We start from the raw sequence: 21,208 nt of genomic DNA on the forward strand, positions 1-21,208 counted from the left end.
GTTCGCCGCTCGTGTACCACCGAAGTGGCCTTACCGCTCGACTTGCATGTGTTAAGCACGCCGCCAGCGTTCGTCCTGAGCCAGGATCAAACTCTCCGTTGAAAATGCACCCCCAAAGGGAGCTACATCACTACTTGGTTTGATTCCTGAGAACTGACTGCTGACAGTCAATTGTCGGAATTTCAAAACTCGCCACAGCATCAAGACCACAAGGGCCCCGACACCACAGACGAGGGTTACTACTGATTATCTCGTCGACTTTTGGCACACTGTTGAGTTCTCAAGGATCAGACGCACACCAGTGGTTCGGCCCGTGCGGGCCTGCCCCACCGGGGCAACTCGTCTAACTTACATGGCCCCGAACCGCGGGTCAAACCCGGGTCGTGCCACTCGCTCTCCGTTGTCGGCGGCCAGTCTCCGGGCAGTGATGCCCTGGCGTTGACCGTTTCGGTTCGAGCGGCTGCTCCGCCCCGGGCGCCCGGCCAGTCGGCCTTGCTCCCCGTCGTGCGGTGCAACATGAGAACCGTACAAAAGCGCGTCTCGACGGGTCAAATCGACGCCGTGTGACGAGGCCCACGTCGCTCAGGCGCGCAGCTTCACGCCTGCGATCTGGCGCTTTCCGCGTCGCAGGACGAGCCACGAGCCGTGCACGGTGGTCAGCTCGCCGAGGGCCTGCTCGGGGTCGGTGACGCGCTCGTTGTTGACGTAGGCGCCGCCGTCGGCGACGGCGCGGCGAGCGGCAGAGCGGGACTCGACGAGTCCCGCGGCCAGGAGCGCGTCCGTCACCGAGTCCGACGGGTCGTGCTCCACGACGCCGGCCTCCCCCAGGGCTGCGGCCAGCGTGTGCTCGGGAAGGTCGGCGAGCTCGCCCCGGCCGAACAGGGCCGTCGAGGCCAGCTCGGCGGCCGCCACCTCGTCGGGGCCGTGCACCAGCGCGGTCACCTCGGCTGCGAGCCGACGCTGCGCCAGCCGCAGCCCCGGTCGCTCGGCGTGCTCGGCCTCGAGCGACGCGATCTCCTCGACGTCCAGGAACGTGAACTGGCGCAGGTACTCCCCCACCTTGGCGTCCTCGGCCTGGATCCAGGACTGGTAGAAGGCGTAGGGGCTCATGAGCTCGCGGTCCAGCCAGACCGTGCCGCTCTCGGTCTTGCCGAACTTCGTCCCGTCGGCCTTCGTGATGAGCGGCGTGGCCACGGCGTGCACACGTCGCCCCTCGGACCGCCGCACCAGCTCCACCCCGGCCGTGATGTTGCCCCACTGGTCGCTGCCTCCGGTCTGGAGCACGCAGCCGTGCCGGCGGAACAGCTCGAGGTAGTCCAGCGACTGCAGGAGGACGTAGCTGAACTCGGTGTAGCTGATGCCGCTCTCGAGCCGGCTGCTCACGACGTCGCGGGCGAGCATCCGGTTGACCGGGAAGTGCTTGCCGACGTCGCGCAGGAAGTCGATCGTCCCGAGCGACTCGGTCCAGTCGAGGTTGTTGACGAGGATCGCGCCGCGATCACCGTCGAGGTCGACGAACCGGCTCACCTGCTCACGGATGCGCTCGACCCACCCGGCAACCGTCTCGCGGGGGTTCATGACCCGTTCCCCTGCCTCCTTGGGGTCCCCGATCAGGCCGGTCGAGCCGCCGACCAGCAGGATCGGCCGGTGGCCGGCTCGCTGGAGTCGCCGAGCGGTGAGGACCTGAAGGAGGTTGCCCACGTGCAGGCTCGGCGCCGTGGGGTCGAACCCGACGTAGTAGACGATCGGACCGGCGTCCATCTCGGCTCGCAGCGCCTCGAGGTCGGTCGAGTGCGCGACGAGGCCGCGGGCGATCAGGTCGTCGAGGACGGATCCTCCGGCAGTGGTCACGGAACAGCTCCTGGGAGGTCGAACGGGTGGGTCCGGGCCCATTGTCCCCGGCTCGCCGTCGTCGACTGCACCCGCGTCCGCCCTCGGCCGCCTGTGGGAGACTCGCGGCCATGGCTCAGGGACGCGTTCACTCCTTCGACCGACTCCGGGTCCTCGCCACCGTCGGCGTCGTCCTGCTGCACGGCGGAGCGGGCGTCATCGGCCCACGTCTGGGCGAGCAGACCGCGTTCCTCTCCGACGTCAACGCCGCGAACGTGTACGACTCGGCCGGGCGGTTCGCCGTCAACTGCTTCTTCATGATCTCCGCGGCCCTGCTCCTGGTGCCGGAGCGCTCCTTCGACCTGGTGCGCCAGACCCGCAAGGTCGCCGTGCCCCTGCTGACCTGGAGCCTGGTCTACGTCGGCTTCGCGGTGTGGGCCTCGCGAACCGGCGACGCCGAGCTGATCAACGGGTCGGCCGGCGAGCCCGACCCGTCCGCGCCCGTGCAGATCGTGCGCGACGCCCTGGGCGGACCGGTCGCCTACCACCTGTGGTTCGTGTACGTCCTCGTCGGCCTGTACCTGTTGACACCGCTCCTGCGACCGATCGCCGCCCGGCCGGCGGCCGAGCGCCGCCCCCTCCTGGTCTACGCGGTGGCGCTGATCCTCGGCATCGAGCTGCTCCAGCGGTTCCTCCCGCTGCTCTGGTCGGGCACGCCGACCGTGTACGGAGGCTTCATCGACGTCGTCCCCACGGGCTACGTCGGCGTGTTCCTGCTGGGTTTCCTGCTCTACCACCACGCACCCCGCGTCCCTGCCGTCGTGCCCGCGGGGGTGGCGCTCGTGGGATTCGTCTGGGTGGTGCTGGCGGTGTGGCGCCAGCAGGCCGAGCCCGAGCCGTCGCTGTGGGGCTACGACAACCTGAACCTGCCCGTCCTCCTCTTCTCGGCGGGCGTCTTCACCTTCATGACGCGTCCGTCCACGCGGACGAGGCCTGCGCCACGGTGGATCGGGATCTTCTCCGCGGTGAGCTACCGCATCTACCTGGTGCACGCCCTCGTCCTGCACCTGGTGCGCACCGAGGGACCGACGGGCCGCCTGTACCAGGACTCGCCGGTCATCGGCATCCCGGTGGCCGTCGTCATCACGCTCGTGGTGTCGTTCGCGATCGCCTGGCTGATGGACCGGGTCAAGCCGCTGCGATCGATCTGGTGAGGGAACATCCGACGCTCCGACGTCGTTGACGCGGCCATGACCGTGGACGTGCAGATCTGGTCCGACGTGGCGTGCCCCTGGTGCTACGTCGGGAAGCGCCGCTTCGAGCAGGCCGTCGAGCGCTTCCGCGCCGAGGGCGGCGACGTGTCGGTGACCTACCGCAGCTTCGAGCTCTCCCCCGAGACCCCCGTGGACTTCGAGGGCGACGAGGTCGACTTCCTCGCGCGGCACAAGGGGATGCAGCGGGACCAGGTCGTGGCCATGCTCGACCAGATGACGGTCGTGGCGGCCGACGAGGGTCTCGCCTACGACTTCGCCGCCCTGCAGCACACCAACACGGTCCTGGCGCACCAGCTCCTGCACCTCGCCCGGTCCCACGGGCAGCAGGCGGCCATGAAGGAGCGGCTGCTCGCCGCCTACTTCGTCGAGGGACGCCACGTGGGTCGGGTCGGCGACCTGGCCGACCTCGCGGCGGAGGTCGGCCTGGACCGCGAGGAGGTCGTGGCGGCACTGGAGAGCGGCGCCCACCTCGACGACGTCCGCGCGGACCAGCAGCGTGCCCTCGAGCTCGGCATCCGTGGCGTCCCCTTCTTCGTGCTCGACGACCGGCTCGGCGTCTCCGGCGCCCAGGACCCCGAGGTCCTCCTCGGCGCCCTGCGCCAGGCGGCGGAGGGCTCGGCGTGAGCGGGCCGCTGCAGATGGTGGGTGCCGACGACGCGGCGACCTGCGAGGACGGCGTGTGCGCCCTGCCGGACGCCCCCGTGGCCGACCCGTCGCACGAGTGACCCCAACGGGCCGCGCGCGTCGCGCCGTGCCGCGCGGTCCGCGACCAGGACCTTCTCCCGCAAGGTGAGCACGGGGCGCCGGACCTCCGGCGCCCCCGCCCGCACACGCGGACCGACGGCTCAGTCGCGCGGCTTGACCGCCAGGACCGGGCACCGCGCGTCGAGCAGGATCCGCTGCGACACGCTGCCCATGAGGGCCTTGCCGACGGGCGAGCGGTGCCGGATCCCGACCACCACGAGCTCGGCGTCGCGCTCCTCGGCGACGCGGACCACCTCGCCCCCGACGTCGGAGACGACCTCCTGGAGCACCTCGACCTCGCCCAGCCGCTCCCGCAGGCGGGCGACGGTGTCGGCGTCGGCGAAGTGCGGGTCGACGTAGGCGTCGCCCCGCGTCGCGTTGACGACGACCAAGGGGACACCTCGCCGTCCCGCCTCCTCGGCGCCGGCCTCGAGGGCCGCCTCGCCGTACTCGTCCGGGCTGTAGGCCACCACCACGGTCGACGTCATGCCGACACCTCCTGCTTCTCGGGACGGCGAGCGGACCGGCCGCGGACGGTCGAGACCGCCAGGGCGACCAGCGCGAGCGCCAGGACCACGTACACGATCTTCGCGACGGGCTCGCTCCACAGCGTCGAGACCTCGCCGCCGGACAGGGCCAGCGCCTGCGTGAGCTGGTTCTCGAGCGACGGGCCGAGGATGACACCCACGATGAGCGGCAGGACCGGGAGCCCGAAGCGTCGCATGGCAACGCCGAGGAAGCCCAGCACGAGCAGGAGGGCGAGGTCGAACGGCTCGAAGCTCACGCTGTAGGCGCCCAACGAGGCGAAGAAGAGGATGCCCGCGTAGAGGTAGGGCCGGGGCACCCGCAGCAGCTTCGCCCAGACCGGCGCCAGCGGCAGGTTGAGCACGAGCAGCAGGGTGTTCGCCACGAACAGGCTGGCCAGGAGCGTCCAGACGAGCCCTGGTTCGTTGGCGAACAGCTGCGGTCCGGGCTGGATGCCGTAGGACTGGATGGCGTTCAGCATGATCGCGGCCGTGGCCGTGGTCGGCAGGCCGATGGCGAGCAGCGGCACCATGGTGCCGGCCGCCGACGCGTTGTTGGCGGCCTCCGGGCCGGCCACACCCTCGATGGCGCCCTGGCCGAACTCCTCCGGGTGCTTGGAGAGCTTGCGCTCCGTGATGTAGGACAGGAAGGTCGGGACCTCGGCGCCACCGGCCGGCAGGGCGCCGAACGGGAAGCCGAACGCCGTGCCGCGCAACCACGGCTTCCACGAGCGGCCCCAGTCCTTGCGGTCCATCCAGGGACGGCCGACGGGAATGACCTGCAGAGGACGTCGGCGCAGGTGCGCCGCGACCCACAGGGCCTCGCCGATCGCGAAGATCGCCACCGCGACGACGACCACGTCGAGCCCGTCGGCGAGCAGAGGACTGCCGAAGGTCAGGCGCGCCTGTCCGGTCGACGTGCCCACCAGGGCGATCGTGAGGCCGAGGAAGAGGGCGATGAACCCACGCATCTTCGACGAGCCGAGCACCGCGGAGACGGCGAGCAGGGCCAGCAGCAGGATCGCGAAGTAGGACGGCGCCCCGAGGTCGACGACCCAGGAGGAGACCTTCGGCGCGAACAGCACGAGCAGGGCGGTGGCGATGGTGCCGGCGACGAACGACCCGATGGCCGCGGTCGCGAGAGCCTGCGCGGCCCGGCCGCGCTTGGCCATCTGGTTCCCCTCGATGGCCGTCACCACCGACGAGGACTCCCCCGGTGTGTTGAGCAGGATCGAGGTCGTCGAGCCGCCGTACATGCCGCCGTAGTAGATGCCGGCGAACATGATCAGCGCGCTGTCGACCGGCACCGTGTAGGTGATCGGGAAGAGCAGGGCCAGGGTCATCGCCGGGCCGATGCCGGGCAGGACGCCGACCATCGTGCCGAGCAGCACGCCGATGACGGCGTAGAGCAGGTTCTCGGGCGTCAGCGCGTTGGCGAGCCCGTCCATGAACATGTCCATCAGAGCACCCCGTCCAGGACACCGGCCGGGATCGGCAGACCGAGGCCCACGTAGAAGCCGTACCAGGTGAGCAGCGACAGGGCGGCTCCGATCGCGACGTCCTTGAGGAGCGTGCGACTGCCGAGCGCCCAGGCGCAGCCGGCGAACAGCATGGCGCCGGTGATGGCCCAGCCGAGCACGCCGATCAGCAGGATGTTGGCGAGGAAGACGCCGGCGAGCTTGGCAACGGTCACCCAGTCGCTGGGCTCGGTGAGGTCGATGTCCTCACCGCCCTCCGGCTCGGCGACGGAGCCACGACTGGTGGCCACGGCCAGGGCGACGGCCAGCACGACCAGGGCCGTGCCGACCACGTAGGGGAACAGCGACGGCTGCACCGGCTGGTCGGCGAAGCCGGGTCGCAGGCCCGTGGCGTCGACCACGACGACGACACCGACGACGGCGAGGAAGGCCGCCAGCCCGTACTGGGCGCGGTCGACGAGCCGGGGACCGTCGGGGCCCGTCGCCGTCTCATGGGTGGTGGTCATGACAGCCCCAGCTCCTTCAGCGTCGACTCGACGCGCTCGTCCTGCTCCGTCAGGAAGGTCTCGAAGTCCTCGCCCGTGGCGAAGGCGTCGATCCATCCGTTGCGCTTCAGCGCCTCGCGCCACTCCTTCGTGCCGTGCATCTCGGTGAGCAGCTCGGTCAGGAGAGCGCGGGTCTCGTCGTCGATCCCGGGAGGCGCGAGCATCCCGCGCCAGTTGGTGAAGACCAGGTCGATGCCGGACTCGGTGAGCGTCGGGGCGTCGATGCCCTCGAGCCGGTCGTCGCCGGAGACCGCGAGCACGCGTAGCGAGCCGTCGTCGATCTGACCCTGGAACTCGCCGAGGCCCGACGTGCCGACCTGGATCTTCTCGCCCAGGAGGGCGGTCGTGAGCGGGCCACCGCCGTCGTAGGCGATGTAGTTGACGTCGTTCGGGTCGATGCCCAGCTCCTGAGCCAGCTGCATCGGGAACAGGTGGTCGGGACCGCCGGGCGACGAGCCGCCGCCGACGGTCACGGACCGCGGGTCGGCCTTCCACGCCTCGACCAGGTCGTCGACGGTCTCGAACGGCGAGTCGGCCGGGACGAGCAGTCCCTCCTGCTCCTCGACGAGCTTCGCGATGGGCGTCGCGTCGGAGACGCGAGCACGCGAGTCGTTGGTGTAGGTCGCGCCCACCACGCCCAGCCCCATGAGCATCATGAGGTCGTCGGCACCGCGCTCGTTGAGCAGCCGCTGCATGGCGACGGTGCCGCTGGCGCCGATGACGTTGGTGATCTCGAACCGACCGGTGAGGCCGTCCTCCTCGAGGACCTGGGCCGCGGCACGGCCCGTGAGGTCGTACCCACCTCCGGGGCTGTTCGGGATCATCATGCGCAGCCGCCGGTTGTCGGGGTCGTCGCCGCCGCGCGTCACGCCGCAACCGCTGAGCGCGGTGACGATCGCGAGCACGAGGGCCACGAAGACCGCCGAGCGGCGGCGTCGGTCCGGTGTCCTGCGGGGGCGACGTGCGGGTCGTCGCTGACCTGTGTCGGCCATCACACCTCCTGGTGGGTCGACCCGAGCATGGACGCAGACGTGGCCTGCGTCACGATTGGGTGCGCAAAGGAGGTTGTGTTCGTTGTGGTCGCCGCGACCGGGTCGACGCACGTTGGCCGGTCAGTTCCTCGTCCTCCAGCTCGCCGTCGTCGCGCTCGTGCTGGTGATCGTCGGCGTGCTCTCCTTCCAGCAGGCCACCCGGTCCTTCGAGGACGACCGCGGGGCGCGGCTGCGGTCCGCCGCCGAGTACCTCGCCAACGTGGCGGTCGTGCGGGACCGGGTCGGGTCGACCGACGCGGCGCGCGAGCTCGCTCCGGCGGTCGACCGGGCGGTCTCGCTCTCCGGTGCCGACGTGGCCTCCGTGGTCGACCGGCGGGGGAAGGTGGTGGCGTCCACGCGACCGGCTCTCGTCGGGACGACCGCCGCGCTCGGCGACAGCAGGGTCCTCGAGGGACGCGGCTGGACCGGGTCGGTGACGACCGACCGTGCCCGCGTGCTGACCGGGCACGCACCCGTCCTCGACGACGAGGGGACCTTCGCCGGAGCCGTGCTGGTCGAGCAGACGTACCCCTCCTCCTGGCAACGGGCCAGCAACGCGGCACCGGACCTCGCGCTGTTCCTCGGCGTGGGCGCCGGCCTCGGCATCCTGGGGTCCTGGGCCGTCTCCCGCATCGTCCGTCGCCGCACGCGCGGACTCGGGACCCGCGACTTCGCGAGGCTCGCCGACCACCGCCAGGCCCTGCTGCACAGCATCCGCGAGGGTGTCCTCGGTCTCGACCCGGCCGGCCGGGTGACCATGGTCAACGACGCGGCCCTGGAGCTGCTCGGGCTGCACGATGCCTCCCTCGGCCGCTCGGTGGGCGACCTCGGGCTCGAGCCGCACCTCGCGCAGCTGCTCGTCGATCCCGCCGACGCCAGCGACCTCGTGGTGGTCACCGGCCAGCGCGTCCTGGTGCTGAACCGACGTCGCGCGGCGACCCGTGACGAGGGGGTCGGCAGCGTCGTGACGATGCGCGACCGCACCGAGCTCGTGGCGGTGCAGCAGCAGCTGGGTTCCAACCTGTCGATCACGGACGCTCTGCGCGCCCAGACGCACGAGTTCGCGAACCAGCTGCACACGATCTCCGGACTGCTGGAGCTGGACGAGCCGGACGAGGCGCGGGCCCTGGTGACCCGCATCGTCGGCGTCCGCGCCGACCGCGAGAGCGACGTCGCCGACCACGTCGAGGACCCGGCGACGGCCGCGTTGCTCATCGCCAAGAGCAGCCAGGCCGACGAGGCGGGCGTGCTGCTCGAGATCGCGCCGGACTGCGAGGTCCCGCCGCTGCCTCCCGACCTCTCGGCCGACACGACGACGATCCTGGGCAACCTGGTCGACAACGCCATCGACGCCTGCCGGGGACGGACCCAGGCCCGCGTCCGGCTCGACGCACGCGCGGACGACACCGCGCTCGTGATCGAGGTCGAGGACTCCGGCGACGGGGTCCCCCGCGACCTGCGCGAGACCGTGTTCGTCCGAGGGTTCTCGACGAAGCCGGAGGTCCTCGGCGGCCGCGGGATCGGCCTCGCGCTGGTGCGTCTGCTGTGCGAGCGACGGGGCGGGTCGGTGACGATCGACGAGGCGCGGCCTAGCCTGTTCCGCGTGGTGCTGCCCTGGGAGTCCTCGTGACGTCGGTCCTTGTCGTCGACGACGACTTCATGGTGGCCCGTCTGCACGCCCGGTTCGTGGAGCTGGCGGACGGGTTCGAGGTGGTGGGCGTCGCCGCCAACGGCCAGGAGGCGTTGCGGCTCGCCGCGGACCTGGACCCCGACCTGGTGCTGCTCGACGTCCACCTCCCCGACCTGGGCGGACTCGAGGTGCTGGCGCGGCTGCGCGAGGAGGGCAGTCGCGCCGGGGTCGTCATGGTGACGGCCGAGCGGGAGGCCGACACGGTGCGGGCCGCACTCGCCGGCGGTGCCATGCAGTACGTGGTCAAGCCGTTCGAGCAGCAGGACCTCGTGGAGCGCCTGCACCGCGTGCGAGGCGCACTGCGCGCTCTCGGCGACGGGGAGACCGACCAGGAGGCGATCGATCGGGCCTTCGGCGCGGCGCGCGCCTCCTCGGGCGCGGCCGCGCTGCCCAAGGGGCTGAGCCGCGAGACGGCCCGACTCGTGGAGGGGCTGCTCGACGGGAGCGACGACCTGTCCGCGACCGACGCGGCCGAGCGGCTGGGGCTCGCCCGCGTCACCGCCCGTCGCTACCTCGAGCACTTCGTCGGCACGGGCCAGGCGCAGGTCAGGTTGCGCTACGGCGGTGCGGGTCGGCCGGAACGCCGCTACCGGCGGGCCTGACGGCCTGCTCGAGGGTCGCACGCGGGACCTTCGACCCAGGTCAGTCGGGCCTTTCTCCTTCCCAATGCCGAGGACCTGTGGCAGGCTTCACCGCATGCAGCCCGTCGCCACGCTCCCCCGGACGCAGGTCGTCGCGCGTCCGCACGCCGGCTGGTCCGTCGTCAGCGCGATCTTCGTCGGGGCCTTCGTCGCCCTCGACCGGCTGCTCGAGCGCCTCGGTCACTGACGCGAGCAGAACCCGGCAGGACCGTCCTCGATCACGGCCGCGGGGCACGCGGGGAACGCCGGTAGGCCGAGACCGTCGGGTCCCCCGCGATCCAGAACCGCCACGGCACGTCGGCCGCCTTCGCCACGCCCACGCGCGGCCCCTGCGCCACGTCGATCTCGACGCCGCGCTCCGGCCCCAGGTGCACGCCCGACGACGGGTCCAGCAGGTCGCTGCCCAGGTCCGCGGCGCTGATGCCCAGGGCCCGGGCCAGGTTCCCCGGTCCGCGGGCGAGCCGATGATCGGCCACCTCGCCCCGTCGCCGTCTCGCCACGTCCGTGCCGTGGACGACCTCGCCGGCCCGCACCAGCACCGCGGCGGCCTGCTCCGTCGGACCGGTCACGACGTTCGCGCACCAGTGGATCCCGTAGGACCGGTAGACGTAGAGCCGCCAGGGCGGGCCGTACATGATCTCCGAACGCTCCGTACGGGTGTAGGCGTGCGACGCGGGGTCCAGCACGCCCCCGTAGGCCTCGACCTCGGTGATGCGCACCGTCACGTCGTGCCCGTGGAGCTCACGTCCCAGCAGGCCCACGGCCCGTGCGCCGACGTCGTCCGTGCCGCTCACGGCAGGTCCGGGAGGTCGGTGCCTCTCACCCAGGCGTCGAACAGGTCGGTGCGGGGCGAGCCGGTGACGTCGGTGACGACCTGCTCGAGGTCGTCCGTGGTGGCGTTGGAGTACCGGAACCGGTCGGTCCAGGTGCGCAGGACGTCGAAGAACGCGTCGTCGCCGACGGTCCTGCGCAGGGCGTGCAGGGCGAGGGCGCCGCGCTTGTAGAGGCGGTCGTCGAACATGAGGTCCGGGCCCGGGTCGGCGAGCAGGAGGTCCTGGTCCTTCTCGGCGAGCCTCGCGTGGTGGTGCGCGGCCTGCTCGTCGGCGCTCTCGCGCCCGGACTCCTCCGACCACAGCCACTCGGCGTAGCAGGCGAAGCCCTCGTGCAGCCAGATGTCGTTCCAGTGGCCGAGGGTGACGCTGTTGCCGAACCACTGGTGGGCCAGCTCGTGCGCGATGAGCCGTTGGGCGTCCCAGCCGTCGTGCAGCAGGTTCGGCCCGAAGATCGAGAGTCCCTGCGCCTCGAGCGGGATCTCGAGGTCGTCGGGCGTCACCACCGCGAGGTAGCGGCCGAACGGGTACGGCCCGAAGACGGCGTGGAAGTAGGCCACCATCGCCGGCTGGTCGGCGAGCGCGGCCACGGCCTGCTCGCGGCGGTCGGGCGGGACCACGATGCCCACGGGCACCGGCGACGTGGCCTGGTCGACCTGGACGAAGTCGCCCACGTGCACCGTGGCGAGGTAGGTGGCCATGGGCTCGGGCTGGTCGAAGACCTGGACCGTGCGTCCGGCGGTGCGGCGGGTCTCCCCCGGCAGGCCGTTGGCGACGACGCTGAAGGCCTGCGGCACCGAGAGCTCCATCCGGAACGGCGCCTTGACCGACGGCAGGTCGTTGCACGGGAACCACGAGGGCGCGCCGTGCGGCTGCGACGCCACGATCGATCCCTCCTCCAGCTCCTCCCAGCCGGCGTCGCCGTCGAGGCCGCGCATGGGGTGCGGCCGGCCGCCGTAGGCGACGAGCACCTCGACCTCCTCGCCCGCGGCCAGCTCGCGGCCGACCTCGACGGACACCCAGGCCCGGTGCTGCCGGTACGTGGCGCGGACGCCGTCGACCAGCACCTTCTGCACGCGCAGGTCGTTGAGGTCGAGACGCAGCCGCCGCAGCGGCTCCACGGCCCGGACCTGGAGGACGGCGGTGCCGGTCAGGCGGTTGGACTCGGGCACGTAGTCGACCACGAGGTCGTAGTGCGTGACCGTGTACGTCGGGTCGCCGTGGTGCGGGACGTAGCGCTCGTCGACGGATCCGTCGCCGGAGCCGCGCTTCACGCGGGTGCCGTCGCGTCGGTCCAGGGCCCGATCGGGTTGCCGACCCAGCTGGTCCCGGCCGGGACGTGCTCACCGCGCATCACCAGTGATCCCGGCCCGACGCGGGCGTGGCGCCCGATCCGCGCCGCAGGAAGCACCACGCCGTGGGGGCCGAGCGTGGCCCCTGCATCCAGCCGCACCTCGTCCATGCTGAGTATCCGATCATGGAAGAGGTGGGTCTGCACCACGCACCCCCGGTTGACCGTCGCACCGTCGCCGACCGTCACCAGGTCGGGCTCGGGCCACCAGTACGTCTCGCACCAGACACCGCGTCCGACCCGGGCGCCGAGGCTGCGCAGCCACCACGGCAGCGCCGCGGTCCCGAGGGCCCATCGGCAGAACCACGGCGCGGCCACGACCTCCACGAACGTGTCGGCCAGCTCGTTGCGCCACACGAACCCGCTCCAGAGCGGGTGCTCGGTGGCCCGGACGCGGCCCACCAGGATCCACTTGGCCGCCGTCGCCACGGCGGCCGCGACGAGGCCCACGACCAGCAGCACCGGACCGGCCACCAGCACGGCCGGCCACCAGCCCGCGGTGTCGGCCACGATCAGGAGGGCAGCGGCGGCGGTGAGGCCGAGCGCGGCCGACGCCACGACGGCCAGCACTCGGCAGAGCTCGAGGGCGCCCCGCGCGACGCGCAGACGTCGGCCCGGTTCGTAGGTGCGGCCCTCGTCGACGTCGCCGACGACCCGCCGCAGCTTGGTGGGCGGGCTCCCGAGCCAGGAGGACCCCTTCTTCGCCTTGGCGCGCCGCGGTGCCGCCGACAGCACCGCCACGAGGCCGCGGGCGGGGACCTTCCGGCCGGGTGCGGCCATGCCGGAGTTGCCGACGAAGGCACGCCGGCCGACCTTGACCTGCTCGACGCGCAGCCAGCCGCCTCCCAGCTCGTACATGCCGAGCATCGTGTCGTCGGCGAGGAAGGCACCGTCACCGACCGACGTGAGCGTCGGCAGCATCAGGACCGTCGAGGCCTCGACGTCGCGACCGACGTCGGCGCCGAGCGCCCGTAGCCAGACCGGGGTCAGGCTGCTCGAGTACAGCGGGAACAGCCACTCGCGGGCACTGTCCAGCACGCGCAGCACCGTCCAGGCGCTCCACGCGGCTCGGCCGTGGATCGGGTGCACCCCCGCGACCACCCCGCGCGAGGCCAGCCTGACGACGGCCCACACGAGTCCGGCCAGCACCGGGAGGGACAGCACCGCCACGAGCGGGAGCAGCAGGGCGAGCTGCGTGAGCGCCGCGACCAGGGCGTCCGGCCGGCCGCCGACCGTCCAGGCCGCACCCACGACGGCGACCGCGGTGAGGCCGACCGCGACCACCGGCACGGCCGACAGGGCCGCCCCGGTGAGCGCGTAGGCGGTGGGCCAGCCGCGCCGGCGCGGGGCCGTGTGACGCTCGGCCGGACCACGCGCCTCCCCGACGCGCACGGACGGCGCGCCCGAGACGTAGACGTCGTCGGGGACGTCCGCGAGCACCGTGGACCCCGCGCCGACCTCGGCGCCCCGTCCGACCACGACACCCGGACCCAGGGTGCTGCGGACGCCGACGCGCGCCTCGGCCCGCACGCGCACCGGGCCGACGACCAACCGGTCGCCGTCGACCCAGTGGCCCGACAGGTCCGTCTCCGGCTCGACGGTGGATCCGCGCCCCAGGGTCAGCAGCCCGGTGAGGGACGGCATGGCGTGCAGGTCGACGCCCTCCCCCACCTTGGCGCCGAGCAGGCGCGCGAACAGGCTGAGCGCCCCGACGCCGGCGAGCGACCCGACGCGCAGCTCCTCGACGACGCGCTCGGCGGCCCAGAGTCGACGGTGGACACGCCCGCCACGCGGATGGGTGCCGGGCGTGAGCGGACGCAGCAGGAGCCGCACCAGCCCTGCGGCCAGCAGCGCCCGCACGGGCGGGAGCAGCACCAGGACCGCGCAGGCCGCCGCCGGCCAGCCCGGCTCCGGCCACCAGGGTGCGCCGGTGCCGACCGCGAGCACCTGGACGCCGACGAGGAGCCAGGCGATCCAGACGAGCCCGCCTAGCGCCCGCAGGGGCAGCAGGAGCAGCAGCTGGGCGAGCGCGGACCGGCGCGGCACGGGACGCACCTCGCGCGCCTGCACGACCGCCGGGGTCGTCAGGGTGTCCAGCCGGGCGGCGAGCGCACCCACGGTCGGGGCCTCGTACACGTCGGCGACGGTCACCTCCGGGTGTGTCTCGCGCAACCGGGCCACGAGCTGGGCCGCCGTCAGGCTCGACCCTCCGGCCTCGAAGAAGTCGTCGCCGGGCCCGCCGACGGCCGAGCCGAGGATCCGGGTCCAGGCGTCGGCCACCAGCGCGGCCGTCCCGTCGAGGGCCGTGGTCGTCGTCGACTCCAGCGGCCACGGCAGCGCGTCGCGGTCGACCTTCCCCGAGGTGCGGACGGGGATCGCGTCGACGACGGCGATCCGCGGCACGGACGCGGCAGGGAGCCGCTCGCGCAGCAGCGGCCGGGAGGTTTTGGCGTCGAAGCCCGCGTCGGCCACCACGTAGCCCACGAGCACGCTGTTGCCGGCCTCCGAGCGGCGGACGGCCGCGGCCGCCGCCTCGACGCCGGGCAGGGCCAGCAGCGCGTTGTCCACCTCGCCCAGCTCGATCCGACGGCCGCCGATCTTGACCTGGTCGTCGGCCCGTCCGGCGAAGAGCAGACCGTCCTCGTCGAGCACGACGCGGTCACCGCTGCGGTAGGCGCGCTCCCAGCCGAGCGAGGGCATCGGCGCGTAGGTGGCGGCGTCCTTCTCGGGGTCGAGGTAGCGGGCGAGCCCGACCCCGCCGATGACGAGCTGCCCGGTCTCCCCCGGCGGCACGGGCTGCTCCTGGTCGTCGACGACCGCGAGGTCCCATCCCTCCAGCGGCAGTCCGATGCGCACGGGCTCGCCGGGCTGCAGGCGCGCGCCGCACGCCACCACCGTGGCCTCCGTCGGTCCGTACGTGTTCCACACCTCGCGCTCGGCGGTGGCGAAGCGCTCGCCGATCTCCGGTGGGCACGCCTCGCCGCCGAGGATCAGCAGCCGCACCGCGTCGAGGGCCGACGGCGGCCACATGAGCACGAGGGTGGGCACGGTGGACACCACGCTGACGTCGTTGGCGACCAGCCACGGGGCGAGGTCGGCGCCGCTGCGGACGAGCGAGCGCGGCGCAGGGACGAGGCACGCGCCGTGCCCCCACGCCAACCACATCTCCTCGCAGGAGGCGTCGAAGGCGACGGACAGGCCGGCCATCACGCGGTCGCCGGGACCGAGCGGGGCGTCCTGGCAGAACAGCACCGACTCGGCGTCGACGAACGCAGCGGCGGAGCGGTGCGTGACGGCGACGCCCTTCGGCGTGCCGGTGGAGCCCGACGTGAAGATGATCCAGGCGTCGTCCTCGAGCCGCGGCGGCTCGACCGCGCCGGACCCGCGCACCTCGTCCCGGAGGCGGCGCACGACGAGGCCGTCGGTCACGACCGCGTCGGCCTGGGCCTCGCGCAGCACCGTGGCCGCGCGCTCCGGCGGGTCGTCGACGTCGATCGGCACGTAGGCCGCCCCCGCGAGGAGGACGCCCAGGATGGCGACGTGCAGGTCCGTCGTCCCCGAGGACACGCGCACCCCGACCCGGGCTCCGCGGCCGACACCGACCGAGCCCAGCTCGTCCGCGAGGGCACCGGCGGTCTCGAGCAGCTGGTCGTAGGTCAGCACGACGTCGCCGCACGCGAGGGCGGGCTCGCTGCCGTGGGCGTCGGCCGTCGCGGTCAGGACGTCCACGAGGGTCCGAGGAGGTGCGGCGCGGCCCGACCGCAGGAACGTGGCCGGGACCCTCACGCTGTCGAGCACCCGCGCATGCTGCCGGACCCCCGTGAACGGTCGGTGAACGACGTGGACCCGGCGAGCGGGACCTCGATCAGGCGCGGGGCGAGCCCCGCTCCGCCCGGGCGTGCAGTGCGTCGAGGTGGGCGTCCACGGCGCCCATGTCGTAGCCCTGGCGGAGTCGCACGGGGGTGAAGCGCGCCTCGCGGATCAGGGCGGCGACCGAGCCGTCCGCTCGGCCGGTCACCCTCGGCTCGACGTCGGCGAGGAAGGCGTCCACCTCCCCCGCGTCGTACCCCTCGCGGAACCGGACGAGCGGGAAGCGCGGGGCCGTCACTGCGCCACCCGCGCCCGGACCTCGGCGAGCTGCTCCGTGACCCGGACGAGCGCGGTGCCGCCGCGGCCGTCTCGCGAGGAGATGGAGCCCTCGAGCGACAGGACGCTGCGCACGCCGGGCGTGAGGTGGGGCGAGATGCGGGCGAAGTCGTCGTCACTGAGGTCCCACAGCTCGATCCCTCGGCGCTCGCACTCCTGCACGCACGCCCCCGAGAGCTCGTGCGCGACGCGGAACGGCACACCCTCACGGACGAGCCACTCGGCGACGTCGGTGGCCAGCGCGAACCCCTGGGGAGCCAGGGCGGCCATGCGCTCGGTGTGGAACGTGAGCGTGCGGACCATGCCGGTGAAGGCGGGCAGCAGGACCTCGAGGGTGTCGACGGAGTCGAAGACCGGCTCCTTGTCCTCCTGGAGGTCGCGGTTGTAGGCCAGCGGCAGGGCCTTCAGCGTGGCCAGCAGCCCGGTGAGGTTGCCGATCAGCCGACCGGCCTTCCCGCGGGCGAGCTCGGCGATGTCGGGGTTCTTCTTCTGCGGCATGATGCTCGACCCCGTCGAGTACCCGTCGTCGAGCGTGACGAAGTCGAACTCCTTGGTGTTCCAGAGGATGATCTCCTCGGCCAGCCGGGAGACGTCGACACCCACGTGGGCGAGGACGAAGGCCAGCTCCGCCACGAAGTCGCGTGCGGCCGTGCCGTCGATCGAGTTGGCGGTGGAGCCGGTGAACCCCAGGCTCGCCGCGACCTTCTCGGGGTCCAGCCCGAGCGAGGACCCGGCCAGCGCGCCCGACCCGTACGGCGAGTCGTCGGCCACGCGGTCGTCCCAGTCGGCGAGGCGGTCGAGGTCGCGCACCAGCGGCCACGCGTGCGCCAGGAGGTGGTGCGACAGCAGGACCGGCTGGGCGTGCTGCAGGTGGGTGCGTCCCGGCATGGGCGCACCGAGGTGCTGCTCGGCCTGGTCCGCCAGGGCGGTCACCAGGTCCCGGAGCAGGTCGCCGATCCGGTGGGCGTGCTCGCGCAGGTAGATCTTGAACAGCGTGGCGACCTGGTCGTTGCGGGAGCGACCCGCCCGCAGGCGTCCGCCGAGATCGGGCCCGAGTCGCTCGACGAGCCCGCGCTCCAGCGCCGAGTGCACGTCCTCGTCACCCGGGTCGGCCGTGAACGCGCCCGAGGCGACGTCGGCGTCGAGCGCGTCGATCCCCTGGAGCATCGCGGCCAGGTCGTCGTCGGTCAGCAGGCCTGCGGCGTGCAGCACCTGGGCGTGCGCCCGCGAGCCACGCAGGTCGTACGGCGCGAGCCGCCAGTCGAAGTGCGTCGAGCGCGAGAGCTCGGTCAGCTCCGGCGACGGGCCGCCGGCGAAGCGACCGCCCCACAGGCGGGAGTCTCCCGTTCCGGCGTCGTCGCCCGCGGCTGGGCGGGTCAGGTCGTCGTCGGTGTCGCTCATGGTGTCCCCTCGCTCGTGGATCGGGTGTCGGTGGGGAGCTCGGCGAGCTCGGTGAACCGGGCCGCGACGGCGGCGCCGCCGTCCGGGTCACGGCAGATCATCATGACCGTGTCGTCGCCGGCGATGGTGCCCAGCACGTCGGCCTGCCCGGTGTGGTCGACGGCGGAGGCCAGGAACTGCGCCGCGCCGGGCGGCGTGCGCAGCACGACCAGGTTGGCCGACGCCTCGGCCGACACGAGCAGCTCGCGCAGCAACCGCGAGAGGCGCTGCTGCGACGCCGGCCCGTCCTCGGCCGCGCGCGGTGTGCGGTCGCCCCCCTCGGCCGGCACGGCGTACACCAGCGCTCCCGCGGAGTTGCGCACGCGGACGGCGTCGAGGTCGACGAGGTCGCGCGAGACCGTGGAGGCCGTCGCCGTGACGCCGTGCTCCTGCAGCAGCGCGACCAGCTCGGCCTGCGAGCGCACCGCCGTCCGCCCGAGCAGGTCGATGATGAGCCGCTGGCGCGCGGGCTTGGTGTCGGGGATGCTCACGGCCACGCGCTCCTCAGGACCGCTCCAGCAGGAAGGCGAGCAGCGCCTTCTGAGCGTGCAGACGGTTCTCGGCCTCGTCCCACACGACGCTGCGGGGTCCCTCCAGCACGTCCTCGGCGATCTCGAGGCCGCGGTAGGCCGGCAGGCAGTGCATGACGATCGCGTCGGGGTCGGCGTGCTCGAGCAGCGCACCCGTGACGGCGTACGGACCGAAGATCGCCTGCCGCTCGGCCTTCTCTGCCTCGTGGCCCATGGAGACCCAGGTGTCGGTGATGACGACGTCGGCACCGGCGACGGCCTCGGCGGGGTCGTCGGTGAGCAGGATCGATCCCCCGGTGGACGCGGCGACCTTCTCGGCGTCCGCGACGACGTGCGCGGCCGGCGCGTACCCGTCGGGCGCACCGATCCGCACGTGCATGCCCGCCACGGCACCGCCCAGCACGTAGGAGTGGGCCATGTTGTTCTCGCCGTCCCCGACGTAGGCCACCGTCAGGCCTGCCAGCGGACCCTTGTGCTCGAGCACGGTGAGCCAGTCGGCCAGCAGCTGGCACGGGTGGAAGTCGTCGCTCAGCGCGTTCACGACGGGCACGCCGGCATGCCGGGCCATCTCCTCCAGGCCCGCCTGCGCGTACGTGCGCCACACGACGGCGTCGACCATGCGGCCCAGCACCCGGGCGGTGTCCGCCACCGGCTCGCCCCGGCCCGCCTGCGTGGTGGCCGCGTCGAGGATGACGCAGTGCCCACCCATCTGGGCCACGCCGACGGAGAACGAGACGCGGGTCCGGGTGGACGACTTGTCGAAGACCACCGCGACGGACCGCGGGCCCTCGAGCGGTCGGTGGGCGAAGGGCTCGGCCTTCATCCGCAGCGCGAGCTGCAGCACCTCGGCCTGCTCGGCGGGCGTCAGGTCGTCGTCGCGCAGCAGGTGGCGGGTCATGCCAGCACCTCCGCGAGCACCGCCGACAGCGTCGTCGCCGCGTGGGCCGCCTCGGCCTCGGTGAGCACGAGCGGCGGGACGATGCGCAGCCGGTCGGGCGTGGGTGCGTTCAGGACGAGCCCGGCGTCGAGTGCGGCCTTCTGCACGTCGGCCGCGCGGGGCTCGGTGAGCACCACGCCGCGCATGAGGCCGCGGCCGGTGACCTCGACGACCCGGGGGTGCTGCTCGAGCACGGACGCCAGCTGGTCGCCTCGCGCCACGGCGTGCTGGAGCAGTCCATCGGCCTCGATCGTGTCGAGCACTGCGAGCGCCGCGGCGCAGGCCACCGGGTTCCCGCCGAACGTCGTGCCGTGGTTGCCCGGACCGAGGAGCGTGGCGGCCTCGCCGACGCCGATGCACGCACCGATCGGGAACCCGCCGCCGAGACCCTTGGCCAGCGTCACGAGGTCGGGGACGATGCCGGACTCCTGGAACGCGAACCACGCGCCGGTGCGCCCGACACCGGTCTGCACCTCGTCGATCCACAGCAGCGCGCCGTGCTCGTGCGTGACGGCGCGGGCGTGCGCCAGGTACCCGTCGGGCGGCACGACGACGCCCGCCTCGCCCTGGATGGGCTCCAGGAGCACGGCGGCCACGGTGTCGTCGACCGCTGCGGACAGGGCCTCGGCGTCGCCGTAGGGCACCCAGCGCACGTCGCCGGGCAGCGGCTCGAACGGCTCGCGGTAGGCGGCCTTCGACGTGAGCGCGAGCGCGCCCATCGAACGGCCGTGGAAGCTGCCCTCCGCCACGACGACCGTGGTGCGGCCCGTGCGACGGGTCGCCTTGAAGGCGGCCTCGTTGGCCTCGGTGCCGGAGTTGGCGAAGAACGTGCGCACGGGAACGCCGTCGCCCGCGTCGAGCAGGGCGGCGAGGCGCTCGGCGAGGCGCACCTGCGGCTCGGTGGTGAAGAAGTTCGACACGTGGCCGAGGGTGCCCAGCTGCTCGGTGACGGCCTTCACGATCGCCGGGTGGGCGTGTCCGAGGGCGTTGACGGCGATGCCCGCGAGCAGGTCGAGGTAGTGGTTGCCGTCGACGTCCCAGACCGTGCTGCCCTCACCGCGCACGAGCACCCGCTGGGGGTCGCCGAAGGTGTTCATCACCGCGCCGCGGTAGCGCTCGGTCCAGGAGTCGCCGCTCTCGGGGCGACCCTGCGAGGCGAAGGGAAGGTCGGCCCGGGCCGACGTCTGGTCCTGCTGTCCGGTCACGAGGGCTCCTTCGGTGCGCTCGTGGAGTACAGCGCGGTACGGATGCGGGTCTCGACGCCGGGCAGCACCTGGGTGCCGACGCCCTCGTCGGTGAAGATCTCGAGCAGGACGGCGTGCGGCTCGCGGCCGTCGACCACGGTGGCGCCCTTGACGCCGCCCTCGACGGCCTTCAGGCAGGCCGTCATCTTGGGGATCATCCCCGACGCGAGCCCCGGGAGGATCTCGCGCAACGCCTCCGGGGAGATCTCGCCGATGACGTCGGTGCTGTCGGGCCAGTCCCGGTACAGCCCCTCCACATCGGTGAGCACGAGCATCTTCTCGGCGCCGAGCGCGACGGCCAGGGCCGACGCCGCGGTGTCGGCGTTGACGTTGTGGACCTGGCCCGACGCGTCGGGCGCGACGGTGGAGACGACCGGGATCCGCCCGGCGTCGATGAGGTCCTGCACGGCCTCCGGGCGCACGTGGGTGACCTCGCCGACGAGTCCGATGTCGGTCTCGACACCGTCGATCACCGGACGGGTCGTCGTCGCGGTGAACAGACCGGCGTCCTCGCCGGAGAGGCCGACCGCGAGGGCGCCGTGCCGGTTGAGCAGGCCGACGAGCTCACGTCCGACCTGGCCCGTGAGCACCATGCGCACGACGTCCACGGACTCCGGCGTGGTGACCCGCAGGCCACCGCGGAACTCGGACTCGATGCCGAGCCGGTCGAGCATGGAGCTGATCTGCGGGCCGCCGCCGTGGACGACGACCGGCTTGAAGCCGGCGAGGCGCAGGAACACGATGTCCTCCGCGAACGCCTGCTTCAGGGACTCGTCGGTCATGGCGTTGCCGCCGTACTTCACCACCACGACCTTGCCGTGGTAGCGCTTCAGCCACGGCAGGGCGCCGGCGAGGGCGGCGGCCTTCTCGGTGTGCTCCTGCCACTCCTCGCGGCTGTGACCGGCCTCGGGCTCGGCGTCGGCCTGGGTGGCGTCGTCGGTCTGGGGGGTGTCGTCGGGTGTCGTCATGGTGG

19 protein-coding genes and 1 rRNA gene are annotated in these 21,208 nt (G+C 72.9%); 5 read left to right on the top strand and 15 right to left on the bottom strand.

Annotation, left to right across the window (positions count from 1 at the left end; all coding sequences use genetic code 11):
• A 16S ribosomal RNA gene (locus ASF35_RS16830) occupies positions 1-102 on the bottom strand; the annotation flags it as partial.
• Positions 103-582: 480 nt separating this feature from the next.
• Positions 583-1,893: a tyrosine--tRNA ligase gene (tyrS, locus tag ASF35_RS16835; protein ID WP_055970319.1), complete on the bottom strand. Its 1,311-nt coding sequence runs from the start codon at positions 1,891-1,893 to the stop codon at positions 583-585.
• A gap of 68 nt (positions 1,894-1,961) precedes the next feature.
• On the opposite strand from tyrS, the gene ASF35_RS16840 reads away from it, so the two are divergent.
• Together ASF35_RS16840 and ASF35_RS16845 are read left to right on the top strand one after the other, a co-directional pair.
• Entirely contained in the window at positions 1,962-3,044 is a 1,083-nt protein-coding gene (locus ASF35_RS16840; protein WP_055970322.1) for an acyltransferase, read from the top strand.
• A gap of 36 nt (positions 3,045-3,080) precedes the next feature.
• Entirely contained in the window at positions 3,081-3,728 is a 648-nt protein-coding gene (locus tag ASF35_RS16845) for a DsbA family protein (RefSeq protein WP_055970325.1), read from the top strand.
• Positions 3,729-3,949: 221 nt separating this feature from the next.
• On the opposite strand, the gene ASF35_RS16850 is transcribed toward ASF35_RS16845, so the two are convergent.
• Genes ASF35_RS16850 through ASF35_RS16865 form a run of 4 tightly spaced genes read right to left on the bottom strand, consistent with a single transcriptional unit; the run spans position 3,950 to position 7,387 of the window.
• Positions 3,950-4,336 (bottom strand): universal stress protein, encoded by a 387-nt coding sequence (locus ASF35_RS16850; RefSeq protein WP_055970329.1) that lies wholly within the window; start codon positions 4,334-4,336, stop codon positions 3,950-3,952.
• On the bottom strand, positions 4,333-5,832 hold the full coding sequence (locus tag ASF35_RS16855; RefSeq protein ID WP_082481947.1) for a tripartite tricarboxylate transporter permease: 1,500 nt from the start codon (positions 5,830-5,832) through the stop codon (positions 4,333-4,335). The genes ASF35_RS16850 and ASF35_RS16855 overlap by 4 nt, the downstream gene beginning before the upstream one ends.
• Positions 5,832-6,356 (bottom strand): tripartite tricarboxylate transporter TctB family protein, encoded by a 525-nt coding sequence (locus ASF35_RS16860; protein ID WP_055970334.1) that lies wholly within the window; start codon positions 6,354-6,356, stop codon positions 5,832-5,834. Before ASF35_RS16860 ends, ASF35_RS16855 begins: the two co-directional genes overlap by 1 nt.
• Positions 6,353-7,387, bottom strand: coding sequence for a tripartite tricarboxylate transporter substrate binding protein (locus tag ASF35_RS16865; RefSeq protein WP_055970337.1), 1,035 nt, complete (start codon positions 7,385-7,387; stop codon positions 6,353-6,355). Before ASF35_RS16865 ends, ASF35_RS16860 begins: the two co-directional genes overlap by 4 nt.
• 82 nt (positions 7,388-7,469) lie before the next feature.
• On the opposite strand from ASF35_RS16865, the gene ASF35_RS16870 reads away from it, so the two are divergent.
• The 3 genes from ASF35_RS16870 to ASF35_RS18555 all read left to right on the top strand — a co-directional run bounded on the left by ASF35_RS16870 (position 7,470) and on the right by ASF35_RS18555 (position 9,944).
• Positions 7,470-9,056, top strand: a complete 1,587-nt coding sequence (locus ASF35_RS16870; protein ID WP_055970339.1) for an ATP-binding protein — start codon at positions 7,470-7,472, stop codon at positions 9,054-9,056.
• Positions 9,053-9,718 carry a response regulator gene (locus tag ASF35_RS16875; RefSeq protein ID WP_082480850.1) on the top strand — a complete coding sequence of 222 codons (666 nt, stop codon included), beginning with the start codon at positions 9,053-9,055 and terminating at the stop codon, positions 9,716-9,718. The genes ASF35_RS16870 and ASF35_RS16875 overlap by 4 nt, the downstream gene beginning before the upstream one ends.
• A 94-nt stretch (positions 9,719-9,812) precedes the next feature.
• A complete protein-coding gene (locus ASF35_RS18555; RefSeq protein ID WP_255353835.1) occupies positions 9,813-9,944 on the top strand; it encodes a hypothetical protein in 132 nt (43 codons plus the stop codon).
• A 31-nt stretch (positions 9,945-9,975) separates the two neighbouring features.
• Here ASF35_RS18555 and ASF35_RS16880 read toward each other — a convergent pair whose 3' ends face one another.
• From ASF35_RS16880 to argB, 9 genes are all read right to left on the bottom strand, one after another.
• Entirely contained in the window at positions 9,976-10,551 is a 576-nt protein-coding gene (locus ASF35_RS16880; protein ID WP_055970341.1) for a DNA-3-methyladenine glycosylase, read from the bottom strand.
• Positions 10,548-11,861: a M1 family metallopeptidase gene (locus ASF35_RS16885; protein WP_055970343.1), complete on the bottom strand. Its 1,314-nt coding sequence runs from the start codon at positions 11,859-11,861 to the stop codon at positions 10,548-10,550. Before ASF35_RS16885 ends, ASF35_RS16880 begins: the two co-directional genes overlap by 4 nt.
• Positions 11,858-15,736, bottom strand: coding sequence for a Pls/PosA family non-ribosomal peptide synthetase (locus ASF35_RS16890; protein WP_055970345.1), 3,879 nt, complete (start codon positions 15,734-15,736; stop codon positions 11,858-11,860). Before ASF35_RS16890 ends, ASF35_RS16885 begins: the two co-directional genes overlap by 4 nt.
• Positions 15,737-15,803: 67 nt before the next feature.
• Positions 15,804-16,046 carry a DivIVA domain-containing protein gene (locus ASF35_RS18405; RefSeq protein WP_055970347.1) on the bottom strand — a complete coding sequence of 81 codons (243 nt, stop codon included), beginning with the start codon at positions 16,044-16,046 and terminating at the stop codon, positions 15,804-15,806.
• On the bottom strand, positions 16,043-17,485 hold the full coding sequence (gene argH, locus ASF35_RS16900) for an argininosuccinate lyase (RefSeq protein ID WP_082495584.1): 1,443 nt from the start codon (positions 17,483-17,485) through the stop codon (positions 16,043-16,045). Before argH ends, ASF35_RS18405 begins: the two co-directional genes overlap by 4 nt.
• Positions 17,482-18,021, bottom strand: a complete 540-nt coding sequence (locus ASF35_RS16905; protein ID WP_055970349.1) for an arginine repressor — start codon at positions 18,019-18,021, stop codon at positions 17,482-17,484. The genes argH and ASF35_RS16905 overlap by 4 nt, the downstream gene beginning before the upstream one ends.
• 7 nt (positions 18,022-18,028) lie before the next feature.
• Positions 18,029-18,952 (bottom strand): ornithine carbamoyltransferase, encoded by a 924-nt coding sequence (gene argF / locus ASF35_RS16910; protein ID WP_055970352.1) that lies wholly within the window; start codon positions 18,950-18,952, stop codon positions 18,029-18,031.
• Positions 18,949-20,196, bottom strand: coding sequence for an acetylornithine transaminase (locus ASF35_RS16915; protein WP_082480848.1), 1,248 nt, complete (start codon positions 20,194-20,196; stop codon positions 18,949-18,951). Before ASF35_RS16915 ends, argF begins: the two co-directional genes overlap by 4 nt.
• The gene (gene argB / locus ASF35_RS16920) at positions 20,193-21,203 is read right to left on the bottom strand and encodes an acetylglutamate kinase (protein ID WP_082480847.1); all 1,011 of its coding nucleotides are present in this window, start codon (positions 21,201-21,203) and stop codon (positions 20,193-20,195) included. The genes ASF35_RS16915 and argB overlap by 4 nt, the downstream gene beginning before the upstream one ends.
• Between the last annotated feature and the right edge of the window lie 5 nt (positions 21,204-21,208).

Source organism: Aeromicrobium sp. Leaf291 (assembly GCF_001423365.1).
Classification (GTDB): domain Bacteria; phylum Actinomycetota; class Actinomycetes; order Propionibacteriales; family Nocardioidaceae; genus Aeromicrobium.

Excerpts from the sequence above, each read along its gene's own strand:
- tyrS (WP_055970319.1), bottom strand. The coding sequence starts at position 1,893 with ATGGGCCCGGACCCACCCGTTCGACCTCCCAGGAGCTGTTCCGTGACC.
- ASF35_RS16860 (WP_055970334.1), bottom strand. The coding sequence starts at position 6,356 with ATGACCACCACCCATGAGACGGCGACGGGCCCCGACGGTCCCCGGCTC.
- argF (WP_055970352.1), bottom strand. The coding sequence starts at position 18,952 with ATGACCCGCCACCTGCTGCGCGACGACGACCTGACGCCCGCCGAGCAG.
- ASF35_RS16850 (WP_055970329.1), bottom strand. The coding sequence starts at position 4,336 with ATGACGTCGACCGTGGTGGTGGCCTACAGCCCGGACGAGTACGGCGAG.
- ASF35_RS18555 (WP_255353835.1), top strand. The coding sequence starts at position 9,813 with ATGCAGCCCGTCGCCACGCTCCCCCGGACGCAGGTCGTCGCGCGTCCG.
- ASF35_RS16845 (WP_055970325.1), top strand. The coding sequence starts at position 3,081 with ATGACCGTGGACGTGCAGATCTGGTCCGACGTGGCGTGCCCCTGGTGC.
- ASF35_RS16865 (WP_055970337.1), bottom strand. The coding sequence starts at position 7,387 with ATGGCCGACACAGGTCAGCGACGACCCGCACGTCGCCCCCGCAGGACA.
- ASF35_RS16855 (WP_082481947.1), bottom strand. The coding sequence starts at position 5,832 with ATGGACATGTTCATGGACGGGCTCGCCAACGCGCTGACGCCCGAGAAC.
- ASF35_RS16840 (WP_055970322.1), top strand. The coding sequence starts at position 1,962 with ATGGCTCAGGGACGCGTTCACTCCTTCGACCGACTCCGGGTCCTCGCC.
- argH (WP_082495584.1), bottom strand. The coding sequence starts at position 17,485 with ATGAGCGACACCGACGACGACCTGACCCGCCCAGCCGCGGGCGACGAC.
- argB (WP_082480847.1), bottom strand. The coding sequence starts at position 21,203 with ATGACGACACCCGACGACACCCCCCAGACCGACGACGCCACCCAGGCC.